This is a genomic window from Aeromonas sp. PS2Canimalfood6, assembly GCF_048276795.1.
In the GTDB taxonomy this organism is placed as follows: domain Bacteria; phylum Pseudomonadota; class Gammaproteobacteria; order Enterobacterales; family Aeromonadaceae; genus Aeromonas; species Aeromonas caviae.
Genome location: NZ_JBLUXC010000019.1, coordinates 14155 through 29582 on the forward strand (window position 1 = coordinate 14155; position 15428 = coordinate 29582).

General features: G+C 64.5%; 15 protein-coding genes. 8 read left to right on the forward strand and 7 right to left on the reverse strand.

Annotation, left to right across the window (positions count from 1 at the left end; genetic code table 11):
* The first annotated feature begins 125 nt into the window (after positions 1-125).
* Positions 126-2873, forward strand: coding sequence for a collagenase (locus ACNPAA_RS10090; protein ID WP_201872057.1), 2748 nt, complete (start codon positions 126-128; stop codon positions 2871-2873).
* A 156-nt stretch (positions 2874-3029) separates the two neighbouring features.
* Positions 3030-3968 carry a SanA/YdcF family protein gene (locus ACNPAA_RS10095; protein WP_111896545.1) on the forward strand — a complete coding sequence of 313 codons (939 nt, stop codon included), beginning with the start codon at positions 3030-3032 and terminating at the stop codon, positions 3966-3968.
* 53 nt (positions 3969-4021) lie between these two features.
* Here the strand turns inward: ACNPAA_RS10095 and ACNPAA_RS10100 are convergent, their stop codons facing one another.
* Positions 4022-4636 (reverse strand): superoxide dismutase, encoded by a 615-nt coding sequence (locus tag ACNPAA_RS10100; RefSeq protein ID WP_417891730.1) that lies wholly within the window; start codon positions 4634-4636, stop codon positions 4022-4024.
* A 23-nt stretch (positions 4637-4659) separates the two neighbouring features.
* The gene (locus ACNPAA_RS10105; protein WP_029313599.1) at positions 4660-5085 is read right to left on the reverse strand and encodes a hypothetical protein; all 426 of its coding nucleotides are present in this window, start codon (positions 5083-5085) and stop codon (positions 4660-4662) included.
* A gap of 293 nt (positions 5086-5378) precedes the next feature.
* On the opposite strand from ACNPAA_RS10105, the gene ACNPAA_RS10110 reads away from it, so the two are divergent.
* Together ACNPAA_RS10110 and ACNPAA_RS10115 are read left to right on the forward strand one after the other, a co-directional pair.
* Positions 5379-6290 carry a lipase family alpha/beta hydrolase gene (locus tag ACNPAA_RS10110; RefSeq protein WP_201872051.1) on the forward strand — a complete coding sequence of 304 codons (912 nt, stop codon included), beginning with the start codon at positions 5379-5381 and terminating at the stop codon, positions 6288-6290.
* The gene (locus tag ACNPAA_RS10115; RefSeq protein ID WP_201872049.1) at positions 6287-7027 is read left to right on the forward strand and encodes a lipase secretion chaperone; all 741 of its coding nucleotides are present in this window, start codon (positions 6287-6289) and stop codon (positions 7025-7027) included. Before ACNPAA_RS10110 ends, ACNPAA_RS10115 begins: the two co-directional genes overlap by 4 nt.
* A 54-nt stretch (positions 7028-7081) precedes the next feature.
* On the opposite strand, the gene ACNPAA_RS10120 is transcribed toward ACNPAA_RS10115, so the two are convergent.
* The 3 genes from ACNPAA_RS10120 to sgrR are packed head-to-tail and all read right to left on the reverse strand — an operon-like array spanning position 7082 to position 10008.
* Positions 7082-7792 (reverse strand): hypothetical protein, encoded by a 711-nt coding sequence (locus tag ACNPAA_RS10120; RefSeq protein WP_171865266.1) that lies wholly within the window; start codon positions 7790-7792, stop codon positions 7082-7084.
* Positions 7793-7822: 30 nt separating this feature from the next.
* Positions 7823-8218, reverse strand: a complete 396-nt coding sequence (locus tag ACNPAA_RS10125; RefSeq protein ID WP_010672731.1) for an acyl-CoA thioesterase — start codon at positions 8216-8218, stop codon at positions 7823-7825.
* A gap of 35 nt (positions 8219-8253) precedes the next feature.
* Complete coding sequence (sgrR, locus tag ACNPAA_RS10130) at positions 8254-10008, reverse strand: HTH-type transcriptional regulator SgrR (RefSeq protein ID WP_201872047.1); 1755 nt, start codon at positions 10006-10008, stop codon at positions 8254-8256.
* 100 nt (positions 10009-10108) lie between these two features.
* Here sgrR and ACNPAA_RS10135 point away from each other — a divergent pair, with 100 nt between their 5' ends.
* The 3 genes from ACNPAA_RS10135 (at position 10109) to ACNPAA_RS10145 (ending at position 12439) form a co-directional block, all read left to right on the forward strand.
* Positions 10109-10285: a hypothetical protein gene (locus tag ACNPAA_RS10135; RefSeq protein ID WP_080769963.1), complete on the forward strand. Its 177-nt coding sequence runs from the start codon at positions 10109-10111 to the stop codon at positions 10283-10285.
* A gap of 147 nt (positions 10286-10432) precedes the next feature.
* A complete protein-coding gene (locus ACNPAA_RS10140) occupies positions 10433-11701 on the forward strand; it encodes an O-acetylhomoserine aminocarboxypropyltransferase/cysteine synthase family protein (RefSeq protein ID WP_201872045.1) in 1269 nt (422 codons plus the stop codon).
* 108 nt (positions 11702-11809) lie between these two features.
* Positions 11810-12439, forward strand: coding sequence for a glutathione S-transferase family protein (locus tag ACNPAA_RS10145; protein WP_052815618.1), 630 nt, complete (start codon positions 11810-11812; stop codon positions 12437-12439).
* Positions 12440-12780: 341 nt separating this feature from the next.
* Here the strand turns inward: ACNPAA_RS10145 and ACNPAA_RS10150 are convergent, their stop codons facing one another.
* Complete coding sequence (locus ACNPAA_RS10150; protein WP_080989986.1) at positions 12781-13956, reverse strand: iron-containing alcohol dehydrogenase; 1176 nt, start codon at positions 13954-13956, stop codon at positions 12781-12783.
* A gap of 185 nt (positions 13957-14141) precedes the next feature.
* Between ACNPAA_RS10150 and ACNPAA_RS10155 the strand changes: the two genes are divergently transcribed.
* The gene (locus ACNPAA_RS10155) at positions 14142-14726 is read left to right on the forward strand and encodes a hypothetical protein (RefSeq protein WP_052815615.1); all 585 of its coding nucleotides are present in this window, start codon (positions 14142-14144) and stop codon (positions 14724-14726) included.
* Between the two features lie 81 nt (positions 14727-14807).
* On the opposite strand, the gene ACNPAA_RS10160 is transcribed toward ACNPAA_RS10155, so the two are convergent.
* Positions 14808-15233, reverse strand: coding sequence for a hypothetical protein (locus ACNPAA_RS10160; RefSeq protein WP_029313593.1), 426 nt, complete (start codon positions 15231-15233; stop codon positions 14808-14810).
* Between the last annotated feature and the right edge of the window lie 195 nt (positions 15234-15428).

Below are 15428 nucleotides of genomic sequence, written 5' to 3' on the forward strand. Positions count from 1 at the left end.
GGCTGTTTTTATGTTGTTTGCTCCCGAATGCATCATTTCGCTGCGCCATCTGGCCAATTGATATTCCTTTGGAGCCCAATACCCTCTCTGGTCCCCACGCCTCTCCATCCACCAAAGGGATCATGATGAAGCACCTCTCTCCCCGGCTGCTGCTCCTGGCAGCCCCAAGCCTGCTCGCCACTTCGGCGCTGGCCAACTACTCCCCCTCCGACTGGCAACAGTATCAACTCAACGGTGAATCCAGCCGTCAGCTGGGGGATCGTCTCACCGAAGTGACCTTTGAACTGAGCGCCCACAGCAGCGACGCCCCTTATCAGCAGTTGAGGGTGTATCGCCGCTTCGACTGGCGCGATGCCAACCTGGCTGCGCTGGCAGAGCAGCAGTGCGGCGAGCCGCAACTCAAGATCGAGCAGGGCTGGCAGATCCGCTACCTCAGCTGTGAAGAGGTGGTACCGGCCGGCAAGGCCGTCCCGGCCAGCAGCTATGACTATGGCTACGGCATGAAGCAGGGCCGCTGGGAGCCGCTGGCGGGCACCCCGACCGCGCCGCGTCAGGATCGTCTGCCGCTGGCTGAACGGGTCATTCTGGGTCACAGCGAGCAGGAGCTGGATCGCTGTGAGCTCAACGCCGAAGGTCGCTGCGCCGAGCAGGCATGGCAGTACCAGCCGCAAAACTGGCAGCAATTGAAGGCGCTGGAAGAGACCCCCAACGAACGGGATGGTCGCCTCGAGCAGATCTTCTTCCGCCTGCAGCCCATCGCGGGCAGCCAGGCCGCCAAACAGGTGAGCGAGCTGCACGTCTGGCGCCAGTACACCTGGCTGCTGGACGAGATCAAGGCCCAGCAGGAGTGCGATGAACCCCAGACCCACCAGGAAGGGGACAAGACCATCAGCTACCGGGTATGCCGTCAGACCCTGCCCGCCGGCAGCGAAGTGCAGGTGGTCTTGAAGGACACAGGCTATCAATACCCGGTGGGGGGCAGCGAATGGCAGACCCTGCCGGAAACAACCGAGTGGCAGGAGAGCCGGGTGCTCAACCGCCCCATCGTGCTGGCCAGCAAGGAAGAGCAGATCGACTGTCGCCGTGCCGACGGCCGCACCTGCTCCGAGCCGGATCTGCCGGGCACCGAACTGCTGGACGCCGAAGCGGCCAAGATAGTGCAGGATGCCAGTGGCCAGCCCGCGCCGGTCTGGCAGGAGAACTATGGTCACGATGACACCAAGCTGCTGGCCGTGTCGCGCGGCATCCAGAGCCTGCTGGCGGCCAATCAGCCGGCCCATCCGGCCATGAAGCTGCTGCTGGAATACGTGCGCGCCCACAACTACCACAACTACGGCAAGCACAAGGAAGACGGCCCGGCCGCCGCCGAGGCGCTGGCCGAGGCGTTGACGGCGCTGGGTGCCCATCCGCTGCTCTTCCCGGAGCAGGCCAGCGACGAGATAGGCGCCGTCATGGGTGCCTGGAGCATCGCCCTGCACGGCCAGTTCAAGAGCCCGGCAGTACAGAGCCGCTTTGGTACCCTGCTCGGTGAATTCAACCAGATGCTGGCCTACAGCACCCGCCATGCCAGCGAGATCAACGGCCAGCACGCCTGGGCGACCGGCCTGTTCGATCTGCTCAACTTCCTCGACTTCGCCAGCGACTACAGCGATCCCTTCGCCAACGACTTCCGCCAGCAGGATGGCGAGCTGCGCAAGCAGCTGCACGCCCTCGGCATGAGCGAACTCGCGTTGTGGCAAGGAAGGGATGGCGCCGATCTGTTCCTGCTCAACAACGTGCTGGATGCCTACACCCGTCTCTACCGGGTCGCCCGCTATACCCGCCCGGACGAGCTCGACGGCTACCGCAAGCTGCTGGATGACTCCGTCATCGCACTGGTTCGCCACCACGACCTGATCCCCGGTGGCCAGCAGAGCCAGGATCTGCTGGAAGACATGTCGCTGACCCTCTCCACCTACTACCTGACCTACACGGACCGCACCAGCGAAGCCTGCATCAGCGGCGACTTCGCCGGGCTCTGCACCCCGATCCGGGTGGAGGACGTGCTGCCCTTCGAGCACACCTGCTCGCCGACCCTGCGCCTGCGGGCCCAGGATCTGACCATGAGCCAGGCCGAGGGGATCTGCCGTGAACTGGGCGCCGAAGAGCAGCAGTTCCATCAGCAGATGGAAACTGGCTGGCAGCCGGTGGCGGATGATCACAACGAGGCGCTGGAACTGGTGATCTTCGACTCCTCCGCTGACTGGAAACGCTACGGCAGTGCTCTGTTTGGCGGCGTCTCCACCGACAACGGCGGCATCTACCTCGAAGGGGATCCGGCGCGCCCCGGCAACCAGGCCCGCTTCTTCGCCTACGAGGCGGAGTGGAAGCGTCCTGCGTTCCAGGTGTGGAACCTGCGCCACGAGTACGTGCACTACCTGGACGGCCGCTTCAACCAGTACGGCAGCTTCGGCCACTACCCGCTCAACCGCACCACCTGGTGGTCGGAAGGGCTGGCGGAATTCATCGCCCACGGCCAGTGCTTCACCCGTGGTCTGGACAACGTCGCCGGCCGCCCGGCCAGCGATCGTCCGGCCCTGGCCGACATCCTGCACCTGGATTACGACAAGGGCGGCGAGATGGTCTACTCCTGGTCCTACACGGTACACCGCTTCCTGAACGAAACCGGTCGCGGCGCCAGCTGGCTGGCCATGGCCCAGGCCCTGCGCAACCCGGATCGAGAGCAGGCCATGAGTGCCTTCGAAGCCGAGCTGGACCAGCTGATTGCCAATGACAGCGAGGCCTACCAGCAGTGGCTCGGCCGCGAGCTGCTGCCCTGGTGGGAAGCCAACAAGGACTCCGACGAGTGCAAGGCCAACGACTCCTCCCACTGAGGACGAGACGACGATGACAAGGGGCGGCCATGGCCGCCCCTTGTTTATGGCGCCGTTTGATATGCCCGGGATCATGGCGCACGCTGCGACAACCTCTGCCCGAGTGAGCCCCTGCGCCGCCATCAAACCTGACGCGCCACAACAACTTGTAATAGAATGGCCCCCTGTCTTCTCTTACTTCAGACCCGAACCGCACCGCGCATGAAGAAGTTTGCCAAGATCCTGCTCGCCTGCCTCTGCCTGTTGCTGGCCTCCATCGCCGCCCTGCTTGGCTACAGCGAGTGGACCGTCTCGGACGCCCGTCACTACACCTACGACGACGTCAACGCGGTGCCCTACAACCGGGTCGCCCTGGTGCTCGGCACCTCCAAATACCTGATTGGCGGGAGCCCGAACCACTACTTCAAATACCGGATCAAGGCCGCCGCCGAGCTCTACAACAACGGCAAGGTGGACTACATCCTGGTCTCCGGCGACAACGCCACCGTGCAGTACAACGAACCGCGCCAGATGCGGCGGGCCCTGATCCAGGCCGGCATTCCAGCCAGCGCCATCTATAGCGACTACGCCGGTTTTCGGACTCTGGACTCCATCGTGCGTGCCAAGGAGGTGTTCGGTCAGGCCCACTTCACCGTGGTCTCCCAGGCCTTTCACAACGAGCGTGCCATCTTCATCGCCCGCCATTTCGGCATCGAGGCGGTCGGCTTCAACGCCGTGGATCCCAGCGCCTATCAGGGCATCAAGACCCGGGTGCGCGAGGTGTTCGCCCGCCTGATGGGGCTGCTGGACCTCTACGTGCTGGACAAGGGTCCCAAGTTCCTCGGCGAGCCCATCGTCATCGGCGGCCCGGTCCCCTGCCAGGCGTTGAGCACCATAGGGGCAAGCCAGCCCTGCCTGCCCATTGCACCGCCCCCTCATCAGCCGAAAGCCAAGCAGGCAGCGGCCGTGAGCGCGGCAACCGCCACCAGTGCAGCGGCTGCAACCAGCAGTGCCTTGGCCACCAGTGCAGCCGTGCCGAGCGAAGCTACGCCCGTGGATAATCCGGCTGCCGCCAGCGCGGCGCCGGCCACTGGCAGCACACTGACTCCTCAATAGCAGAGACCCGCCAACAGGCGGGTCTCTTTCATTGGGCTCGGTATTTCCGGCGATCAGGCCAGCTCTGCCACATAACGCCGTGCCACCTCATCCCAGTCGATCACGTTGTAAAACGCGGCTATGTAGTCGGGACGCTTGTTCTGGTACTTGAGGTAGTAGGCATGCTCCCACACATCCAGCCCGAGTATGGGGGTGAGCCCCTCCATCAGGGGGCTGTCCTGGTTCGCGCTGCTCACCACCTGCAACTTGCCGCGCCCATCGACCACCAGCCAGGCCCAGCCGCTGCCAAAACGGCTCAGCGCCGCCTGAGTAAAGGCCTGCTTGAAGGCCTCCAGCCCACCCAGATCCCGCTCGATCGCTGCGGCCAGCTCGCCGTCCGGCTCGCCGCCGCCCTGCGGACTCATCACCTGCCAGAACAGGCTGTGGTTGGCGTGACCGCCGCCGTGATTGCGCACCGCCCCCTGCACCTGGGCCGGCAGGCTGTCGATACGGGCAAGCAATGCCTCCAGCGGCAGGGCAGCCAGCTCCGGCAGATCGGCCAGGGCGGCATTGAGGTTGTTGATGTAGGTCTGATGGTGACGGCTGTGATGGATCTCCATGGTCTTTGCATCGATATGGGGTTCCAGCGCGTCATAAGCGTAAGGAAGGGCTGGCAGGGTATGGCTCATGTTCATTGTCTCTCCTGTTGGGCTCAATGCAGTTGATGGGCAGAGCCGGTCTGACACAGACATTGACCCAGGCTGCGCTGGATGCCGTCGTGATGACCGTGTTTGCCCAGAAAGGCGAGCAGCTCGGTACGGGTGCTGCGGGCGTGGCGAACAGCCGCCTCCCGCAGGGCAGCGGAACTGGTGGGGGACTGGCTGGTGGCCAGCAGGCAGTCGTGGATGTGACACAGCAGGTCGGCGGCCCGATCCGGCAGGGTCATGGCCACCAGCAGATCCGCCAGGTTGTGATGGGCCACCACCAGGGCCGCCACCGCTTCGTCGGCATCGTGCCAGTCGGCAAACTGCTGGCGGGCAAGCCACAGCGCCTGCTGATAGCAGTCGAGCGCCCTGGCGTACTCCCCCGCATCGAAATGACGGTTGCCACTCAGGGTCTGCGCCTTCCAGTGCGCCATGCTGCTGTCCGCTCCGGTGGTACCGACCCACCCCTTCACCCAGGTTCCCGTCATGACTCGACCACTCAAATGATAATAATTATTATTTAACTTATTTAATGGGCAGACACAAGGAATAGTTGGTGCCGCCTTTTTTGCCCATATGGGTAGGGTTTTTCTGCAATCCCCGGTTTAGTGATCCCATCCACAGATACATCTGAGTTCAGCCACCATGCTGCCGGTACTGGCATGAGGCCGGTGGCTGCCCCGGTGACGACCAGAATGCAGCCGGTTTTTTCACAAGGACGGTGAAGATGAAAAGATGGCTATTGATGCTGTTGTGCGCCCTGCCCATGCTGGGTCAGGGCGCCGGTTATACCCAGACCCGCTACCCCATAGTGCTGGTGCACGGTCTGTTCGGTTTCGACAAGCTGCTCGGGGTCGATTACTTCTACGGCATCCCCCAGGCCCTGACCCAGGATGGCGCCAAGGTTTACGTGGCCCAGGTCTCCGCCACCCAGAGCTCGGAGCTGCGCGGTGAACAGCTGCTCAAGCAGGTGCAGCAGGTGCTCGCCATCACGGGGGCGGAGAAGGTGAACCTCATCGGCCACTCTCACGGTGGCCCCACCATTCGCTACGTCGCTTCGGTCGCCCCCGAGCTGGTCGCTTCCGCCACCAGCGTGGGCGGGGTCAACCATGGCTCGGAGATCGCCGACCTGGTGCGGGCCAAGGTGACGCCGGGCTCGGCGGCCGAAGGTCTGGCGGTGGCCGCCGCCTCGGCTCTGTCCGGGGTCATCTCGCTGCTCTCCGGGGGCAGCCAGCTGCCGCAGGATCCCCTCGCCGCCCTCGACGCCCTCACCAGCACCGGCGCCCAGCGCTTCAACCAGCGCTACCCGGAAGGGCTGCCGAGCCAGCATTGTGGTGAAGGGCCCATGCAGGCCGCCAACGGGGTCTACTACTTTTCCTGGAGCGGACGCGGCACCATGACCAACATCCTGGATCCGGTGGATCCGGCGCTGGCGCTGACCGGCAGCTTCTTCAAGGAGCCCAGTGACGGCCTGGTCGGGGTGTGCAGCAGCCACCTCGGCAAGGTGATCGGCACCCACTACCGCATGAACCATCTGGACGAGGTGAACCAGTCGTTCGGCATTCGCCACCTGTTCGAGACCAACCCGGTCAACCTCTATCGCCAGCACGCCAACCGCCTGCAGAGGCTGGGACTATGAACAGGGCATGGCTGATGGCTGCTCCGCTGGCGACAGCCCTGCTGCTGGGGGACTGGCAGTATTGGCCCTCCGCTGACGCAACCGCCCCTTCGCCGCAACATGTCGGGCCCGCTTCCCCTCTGGTCAGGCAGGCTGCACCACCGTCGGACAAGGGCTCGCTGCAGGCCCGCCATGAAGCCTTTCTCGCGGCCGAGGGCAGCCTGACGGTGCCGACGGATCCGGGCCTCGCCAGCTTGCAGAAACTGTTCGACGAGCGCGAACAGTTGCGCAGGCAGCGCTTCACCCCGGTCGAGCAGGAGCAGCTGTTTGCCGAGGACAGGCTGATGGAGCAGTGGACCCTGCGCCGCAAGGCGCTGGCGGAGTCCAGCGATGCCGACAAGCCGCTGCTGGCGAGCGAGCTGGAGCTCTGGCTGGCGGAGCAGCCCCAGTGGTTTCGGGAGGCGGAGGCCAACAGCCGCCTGCTGGGCGATCTGCAGGCTCTGGAGCAACTCCCCGCAGCCGGGCGTGACGCCGCACTGCGCGAACAGTTGGGACCGGAGGCGGCAGACCGGTTGCACCAGTTGGCAGAGAGCCAGCAGGCGTTCGAGCAGCAGCTGGCCGGCTATCTGGCCGAGATCAGGCCCCTGCCTGCCGAGGCCCGGGTCAGCCAGCAGCCGGAGATCCTGGCACGCTGGTTCGAGCCCGGTCAGTGGCGACGGGTGGAGGCCCTCACCCGGCTCACCCTGGACGAGCAGTAACCGGCATGAAAAAGGGGCCCGCAAGTGGGCCCCCATTCTTTGACGCTGCCGCCCTTACTGCGGCTTGTTGGCACCCGGCAGCGGCTGCCAGGTGAGGCGAGTCACCCGGTTGCCCTGCACCTCGCAGGTGAGGCAGAGATCCTGCCACCCCTTCTCTTGGCGCAGGGAAACCTCTCCCTTGATGCCCTCTGCACTCCTCTTGAGTTTGGCCGGCTCGAAGGTCACCTTGTCACCTCCGGCGAGCGCCATCAGCTTGCCATTGCAGAGCCACTGGGCGAGCTCGGCCCCCTTGAGCTTGACGCCCTTGTCAGCCCTCTCCTCGGCGGTGCTCGGTGCAAACAACCCGCCCAGCTCGGCCGCCCGTCTGGTCAGCCAGGCTTCCCGCTGCTGCATGCTCATCTTGCTGACAAACTCCGCAGGCTGCCCTTTGTCGTCCAGCCATTGGGTCAGCTTGCCACTGTCATCGAAGGCGAACTGGGCGGCGGGCTCCTTCACCCCGAACAGCTTGCCGCCCTTGAAGTAGTAACGGCTCTCCCCTTCCTGTTTACCCTGCTCGTTCAGGATGGGCACGGCGATGATGACGGGCGTGCCGTCGACCCAGGCCTTGATGTCAGCGCCATCGTGGCTGAACAAGCGGGTATCGAGGGCGCTGTCGGCCCCCTTCTCCATCAGGGTGAACTGCTCGGCCAGGGAGGCGGCAAATGAAGGCAGGGAGCAGAGTCCCAGTCCCAAGCCGAGGCTCAGGGCGATCGCGGTTGTGCGCATAAGTGTCCTGTGGTAGGCCCGAAGGCCGGATTAACTCTCTACCAGCCAGACCCTCAGTCCCTCCCGGTGAGCCTCGCTCAAAGGGATGGACTGCCGGGTCCGGTAGTCAAAATGGATCAGGGTCGTCTCGGCGGTCACCGCCAGCTCGCCGCCCTGCCAGGCTTCCTGCCAGAGCGTGAAGGAGCTGGTACCGATACGCCGCACGCCGGTCTTGATCGACACCATCTGGCCATAGAACAGCTCCCGTTTGAATTGCACCGTGTAGCCCGCGATGATCAGATGCCAGTCATGCACATCCAGCTCGGGCGAGAAGAGGCGAAACAGGGGATCACGGGCCGATTCAAACCAGACCGCCGGCACCGTGTTGTTGATGTGGCCGAGGGCGTCCGTCTCTTGAAAACGGGGTTGGATCTGCATTTCCAGCATGGATGTCGACTCCTTGTCGTAGGACCGCGCACAGGCTAGCGCGCCAACCCGCCCGACTCAAGCGTCCCTGCCTGGGGGTGAGAGCCACCACCGGTTTCCGGCTCCTGCGCCACCTGCTCGGGCTTTAACCAGGCGCAGCGAAAATCGAACCAGCCAAGGGCCGTCATGCGCACGCCGTGCACGCCGACCCGGCTCTCCAGCTCCAGCCAGTGGTGAAACAGCGGCACAAACCAGCTCTGGCGCTGAACCTCGGCCAGCAGGGCGCGGGGGCCGGGCTCTTCACCATGGGCGCGCCACTGCGTCAATCCCTGCCACAGGGCCTGCTGGCCGCCCCACACCCGGCGCAGCAAGGGGGTGCCCTGAAGCCAGGCGTAAGGGGCGAAGGCGTGCTCATGCTCCAGGTTGAGGGTGCCGAACCAGAGATCCACATCTTCATCCTCCCCGCTCACCCAGCGCCCGTAGTCCAGGGTACGCACCTCGAGCTGGATCCCATGCTCTGCCAGCAGGCTGCTCATGGCGCTGGCACACTCGTTGAACTCCAGATGCTGGTTGAAGCAGGCCAGTACCAGCCGCGCTGGCAGGCTGACCGGGCCGGGCTCGGGAAGAGGCAGGCTCTCGCGCCAGTGGGGCAGGAGGCCCAGTGCGCTGGTCCAGCCCCGCTGCAGCTCGGGGGCCACCCGGGCCATCAGGGCGATGGGGTTGAGCAGCCGGGTCAGCCACTGGCGCAGGGCCGGGTCCTGCAGGGGGGCCGATCTGTCGTCCTGCAGCAGGAAGTAGCAGCCGGATTCCAGTTCGGACTCCCCGCGCATGGAGCCAAGCTCCGGGGTGTCGCTGCCCAGCCTGACGTGGCTCTCCAGTCGTTCCGCCAGCTCCGGCAGCATCCAGATGTCGATCTCGTCGAGCAGGGCCCGCAGTCCGAAATAGTCGTCAAATGCTTCGAGGCACAGGTGCAGGGGATCGTTGGCGCTCACCCGATAGGGGCCGGTGCCCACCGGCTGCAGGGCGAACTTCGCCTCCCCCTTGAGCTCCCGCGGCAGGATGGCCGCCACCGGCTCGGCCAGCAGGTGCGGCAGCAGAGGATCCGGGCTGTCGAGATGGATGTCCAGTGTGCGCGGCCAGCGGCTCTCCAGCCGTGCCAGATGAGTGAACAGCGGGCGATCCCGCAAGGCCTGCAGGCTCTCCATCACATCCTCCACCACCAGTTCGCGGCCATGGTGAAAACGCACCACGGGGCGCAGATAGAAGCGCCAGTGACAGGGGGCCAGACACTCCCAGTGGTGGGCGAGATCCCCCTCGATTTCCCCATTTTCCTCGTTTCGCCGGGTCAGGCCGTTGAAGATCTGGCGGCTCAGGTGAATTTCGGAGCGGCGCAAGGGCGCGGTGGGCAGCAGACCGGGCAGGGGCCGGTAGTAGGGCACCCTCAGGATCTGGCGCCCCTCCCGGGTGGCCTGGCCGAGCTGCTCGATAAGCAGCGGAGTGAGCAGATCCAGACGATCTTCGGCCAGCCGCACCGCCTGCGCCAGCTGGCCCTGGCTCAGCAGATCCCGCAATCGGCGCCGGGTCAGGCTCTCCTGGTTGTCCAGCAGGGTGAGGCGGGAGCGCCGCCCCCGCCCCGCTTCTGCCGTCCAGCAAAGCCAGCCCTGCCCTTCCATGCGGCGCAGCAGCAGGCGGGCATTGCGGGGGGTGCAGCAGAGCAGGTCCGCCACCTCGGCGAGGCTGATTTCCCGCTCGTCGCAGCCAAGCTGCTGGGTGAGCCGTTGAAATTGCTGATAAAGGCGGGTGGTAGGCATAAAAGAGGAAATCCTGTCTCTGAAAGTCATCAGTTTTTACTTCCGCATTTTAGCTCAATACTGCTGGCGAACGTGAACACCACAGCACAGGAGCACCATCATGAGCCATGCCAACCCCCTCAAACCGAACCGGATCCAGCAAACCCTTCGTCGCTACTTCCTGAGGATCCTGCCCCGCCCTCTGACGCTGGTCGAAGATCCCATGGCGCAGCTCAACCGCCTGATGCAGTGGGACATGCACCAGATAGACGACAGGGAGTATCGCCGCCGTCTCTGAGGTCGCCGTCACAGACGCCATCCGGTCACCGCCATCCCCCGGCATTGCTTTGCCGGAATGGGTGGTTTACATCGGCGCTGGGCCTGATAGATTGGACGTCTATCCATCTATAACTGCTACCCAGCAACATCCAACAAGGAGTGTGTGATGAAAGATGCGACCCTGGCCCTGCACCACGGCTTTGCCAACGACCCCACCACCAAGGCCGTTGCCGTGCCCATCTACCAGACGGTGGCCTACGAGTTCGAGAGCGCCCAGCACGGGGCGGATCTGTTCAATCTGGCGGTGCCAGGCAACATCTACACCCGCATCATGAACCCCACCAACGATGTGCTGGAGCAGCGGATGGCCGCGCTGGAAGGGGGCATCGCCGGCCTGGTGGTCTCGGCAGGTTCCGCCGCCATCACCTACGCCATCCAGGCGCTGACCGCCGCCGGTGACAACATCGTCTCCACCCCTCAGCTCTATGGCGGCACCTACACCTTGTTCGCCCACATGCTGCCGAGCTTCGGGGTCGAGGTACGCTTCGCCAAGGATGACAGCGCCGAGGCCATCGCCGCCCTCATCGATGACAAAACCAAGGCGGTCTACTGCGAGAGCATCGGCAACCCGGCGGGCAACATCGTCGATCTGGCGGCCTTCGCCAAGGTGGCCCACGCCCGCGGCGTGCCGCTCATCGTCGACAACACGGTCGCCACTCCGGTCTTGTGCAAACCCATCGAACACGGCGCCGACATCGTGGTGCACAGCCTGACCAAATATGTCGGCGGCCACGGCAACTCCCTGGGGGGCGTCATCGTCGACTCGGGCAAGTTCCCCTGGGCGGATCACGCCGAGCGCTTCCCCCAGCTGACCCAACCCGAGCCTTCTTATCACGGGGTGGTCTACACCGAGGCCTTCGGCCCGGCTGCCTTCATCGGCCGGGTGCGCACCGTGCCGCTGCGCAATACCGGGGCGGCGCTGGCGCCGATGAACGCCTTCCTGCTACTGCAAGGGCTGGAAACCCTTAGCCTGCGCATGGAGCGCCACGTGGACAACGCTCTGCGGGTGGCCCACCACCTCAAGCACCACCCCAAGGTGGCCTGGGTCAGCTACGCCGGTCTGCCGGGTCACCCCCACTACCCGCTGGCGGAGAAGTACATGGCCGGTCGCCCCTCGGCCATCCTCTCCTTCGGCCTGAAGGACGGCTACGAGGCGGGCGTGCGCTTCTACGATGCCCTCAAGATCTTCAAGCGGCTGGTCAACATCGGCGACGCCAAGTCCCTGGCCTGCCACCCCGCCTCTACCACCCATCGCCAGTTGAGCGAAGAGGAGCAGGCCAAGGCTGGAGTGAAACCTGAGATGATCCGGCTGTCGGTGGGGATCGAAGCCATCGAGGACATACTGGCGGATCTGGATCAGGCGCTGGAGGCCTGAGTCAATCGACGAAGGAGCGGGCACCACGCCCGCTCTTTTTCATCCATAAGTGAACCTGCTGCCGGGGCGCTGCGTATCACCGCCTTCCGTCACTGCGTCGAGGTTTCCATGATAGTCCTGCACCACCTGAACAAATCCCGCTCCCAGCGCATCATCTGGCTGCTTGAAGAGCTGGGCCTGCCCTACCAGATCAAGGCCTACCAGCGCGATGCCGCCACCTTCCTGGCGCCGCCCGAGCTCAAGGCCGTCCACCCCCTCGGCAAGTCGCCGGTCATCGAGTTTGACGGCCGGGTGCTGGCGGAATCCGGTGCCATCACCGAATACCTGATCGCCCGCCACGCTCCGGAACGGCTGGCACCGGCCACTGACAGCCCGGAGTATCCCGAATACCTACAGTGGCTCCACTTCGCCGAGAGCTCCGGTATTCTGCCGCTGCTGCTCGATATGTTCGTGCGCAAGGATGGCAGCCCGATGCGCTTCCTGCCGGACTACGCCAAAGCCGAGTGTACCAAGGTGCTGGGCTACCTCGATGAGGTGCTGGCAAGCCGCCGTTACCTGGTGGCCGATCGCCTCACCGGCGCCGACATCCTGAACTCCTTCCTGGTGGATCTGCTGGCCCAGAGCGGCCAGCTGGCCCAGTTCCCGCATCTGCAAGCCTACTGGCAGCGCCTCAATACCCATCCGGCCCGCCAGAAGGCGGCGGCGCTGGAGCGCGAGCTGGACCGCAGCGCCGAATAAACGGCAGTGCCCGGCGACACCACGCAAAACGCCTCGATGATCGGGGCAATGCTGTTCACTTAAGAGAATTTGAGTTCCAGTCCACGTAGTATCAGGACAAAAAATCGAGGGAGGCATGATGCCTCCCTCTTTCTATTGCAAGCCCCGCTGGATAAAGGCTGGAGGAAGATCGACTGGACACAGCCTTGCCCCCTCAACTCAAATCCAATTTATGAATAATCAGTCAAAAAAGTGCTTATCTGAACAGCATTGCGATGATCGGGGCGCTTTCTTTTCCGTTGGCCAGCCGGTGATCAGAGGGCGAGGGAAAGGATCCGCGCCACTATGGTTGCCAGGATGACTTACAGCGCGTGGGACAGGATCCTGGCTACCTTGTCGGGATCAATGTCCTGCTGCTCCCCGAGGGCGGTCAGCCCGAAACGCTTGAGGTTGGAGCAGATACCGGGGATGCAGCTCTCGCTCAGCCCGTAGTCGGCAAGCCGGGTACCCACCCCCATCTGCTGGAAGAACTGCTCGGTGCGGATGATGGCCTCCTCGATGCGCAGCGCCTTGTCCTCGCGGCTGGAGTGCCATACCCGCTCGGCGAACTGCGCCAGCTTCTCCTGCTTCTGGGCCGATTGCTCCCGCAGCAGGGAGGGCAACACCACAGCCAGGCTCTGGGCATGATCCAGCCCGTGCAGGGCGGTGAGCTGGTGACCGATGGCGTGGGTGGACCAGTCCTGGGGCACGCCGCGACCGATGAGGCCGTTGAGCGCCAGGCTGGCCGCCCACATCAGGTTGGCGCGCACCTGGTAGTTGGTGGGCTCCGCCAGCGCGCGCGGACCGTTGTCCACCAGCACCTGCAGCAGCCCTTCCGCCAGCCGGTCCTGCACCTCGCCCCCCACCGGGAAGGTGAGGTACTGCTCGAGGATGTGGACGAAGGCATCCACTACGCCATTGCCCACCTGGCGCGGTGGAAGGCTGTAGGTGGTGGCGGGATCCAGCACCGCAAACACCGGTTGCACCAGCGGATTGTAGAAGGAGAGCTTGGCCTCCCCCCGGCTCACCACGGCGGCGGGGTTGCTCTCCGAGCCGGTGGCCGGCAGGGTCAACACGCAGCCCAGCGGCAGCGCTGCCTTGATGGGGGCCTTGTCCCGCAGGATCTCCCAGGGATCGTCCCCCTCGAAGCAGGCAGCGGCGGCCACGAACTTGGTGCCATCCACCACGGAGCCGCCACCCACCGCCAGCAGGAAGTCGATGCGCTCGCGCTTGACCAGAGCCACCGCCTCCATCAGCTGATCGTACTGGGGGTTGGCGCCGATGCCGGGAAACTCCAGCCACTCCCGGCCCGCCAGCGCCTGGGTCAACTGCTCATAGACCCCGTTCTGCTTGATGCTGCCACCCCCGTAGAGCACCAGCAGACGGCTGCCGGCCGGGATCAGCTCGGGCAGCCTGGCGATCTGGCCTTCACCAAAGCAGATGCGGGTGGGATTGGCATATTGGAAGTTGTACACGGCAGAGCCCTCGGTTGATTGCATGCCGGGGAATTGTGCGCCTGCCGTGCCATCAGGTCAAAAACGGGAGCCTGTCGTCAAAAATACGATGCCAGCCTGCCGATGCCGGGCGCTCCTGCCCGGCTTTGCTATGGTGATAGCGGGAAGACGAGTTCGTCGCCCCCTCAAGCCCCTCCCGGGGTCCCTTTCCCACTCACAGGGTCTCTATCATGAAACTGAAGCACGCCTGGATTGCGGGTGTCCTCACCCTCTGTGCCCCTCCCCTGCTCTATGCCGCCGAGGTCACCACCCATGTGGCCGTGGCCCCCGGACAAGCCAGCCTGGCCGAAGAACTGACCGCCAGGGCAACCGTCACCGCCATCGACCTGGCCACCCGCAAGGTCAGCCTGAAAAATGCCGAAGGGCAGACCCTGGACCTGATCGCCGGGGAGGAGGTGACCAACCTTCCCCAGCTCAAGGTGGGAGATGTCGTGGCCCTGAGATATCTGCAACTGCTGGACCTGACCCTGCTCAAGGGCACCGCCGGGGTGAGAAAACGGGTGGTGGAAGTGGAAGGGGGCAAGGCGGCCGCCGGGGAGAAACCCGCTGCCGGCGCTGGCATGCAGGTAACCATCTATGCCGACGTCATCGACGTGGACAAGGCGCACCAGACCATCCGGGTCAAGGGGGTCGACCATACCCTGACCCTCAAGGTGCAGGATCCGGCCCAGTTCGCCCTCATCGCCAAGGGGGACCAGATCAAAGCCGTACAGACCACCGCCATCGCCATCGGGATCGCCCCCCAGAGTCCCTGAGCCCTGACCACGGCCTGCCAGCCCCGTGGCAAGGGGGCAACCCCTTGCCTTTAACGCCCAATGATTTCCGTTTGAATCACATCATGCCTGGGAGGCGGATTTGCCGGTGAGGCGATCCATGGCCTCCTTGAGCATGGCATCGCGCTGCGCGGCCAGGTCCTTGCTCTGCGTTTCGCGCTCCTCGGCAGAGAGCGTCTTGTCATCCGCTATCCCCTTGAGCTGACGCTCGAGATCGTCAAATTTTTTGCGATCAAAGCCCAGGGCCTTGTCCACCATCTGCTGCACCCGCGCATCCTTGACGCCACCGGTCAGGACTGTGTTCTTGCCGTTCCTGGCCAGATGCTCGTAGGTCAGTGCCTGCTGCGCCTTGCCGGTCAGCACCTGACTGGAGAGGCTGACCTGCTGAGACCAGCCGCTCTGCTTGTCGTCGCTGTCGCTGAGGGTCGCCAGGGCTCGGTTCTGGGACGCGCTCTGGGCGAGTTGATGACCATAGGGTTTGATATCCATGAAGGCTCCACGCTCACTGCCGGCCTCGCCGGCTCCGGGGATGGTTTCCCCGCCATGGGCCGGAGACAGCAAAATGCAGGCCAACTTGAGTACCCCCTCTTTCGACGTTTCAGCACGGGGTTGCAACACGCCTCCTTCTGCACTCCATGACGAGTGCGACCAGACCCATCAAAAAAAGGCGCCCGAAGGCGCCTC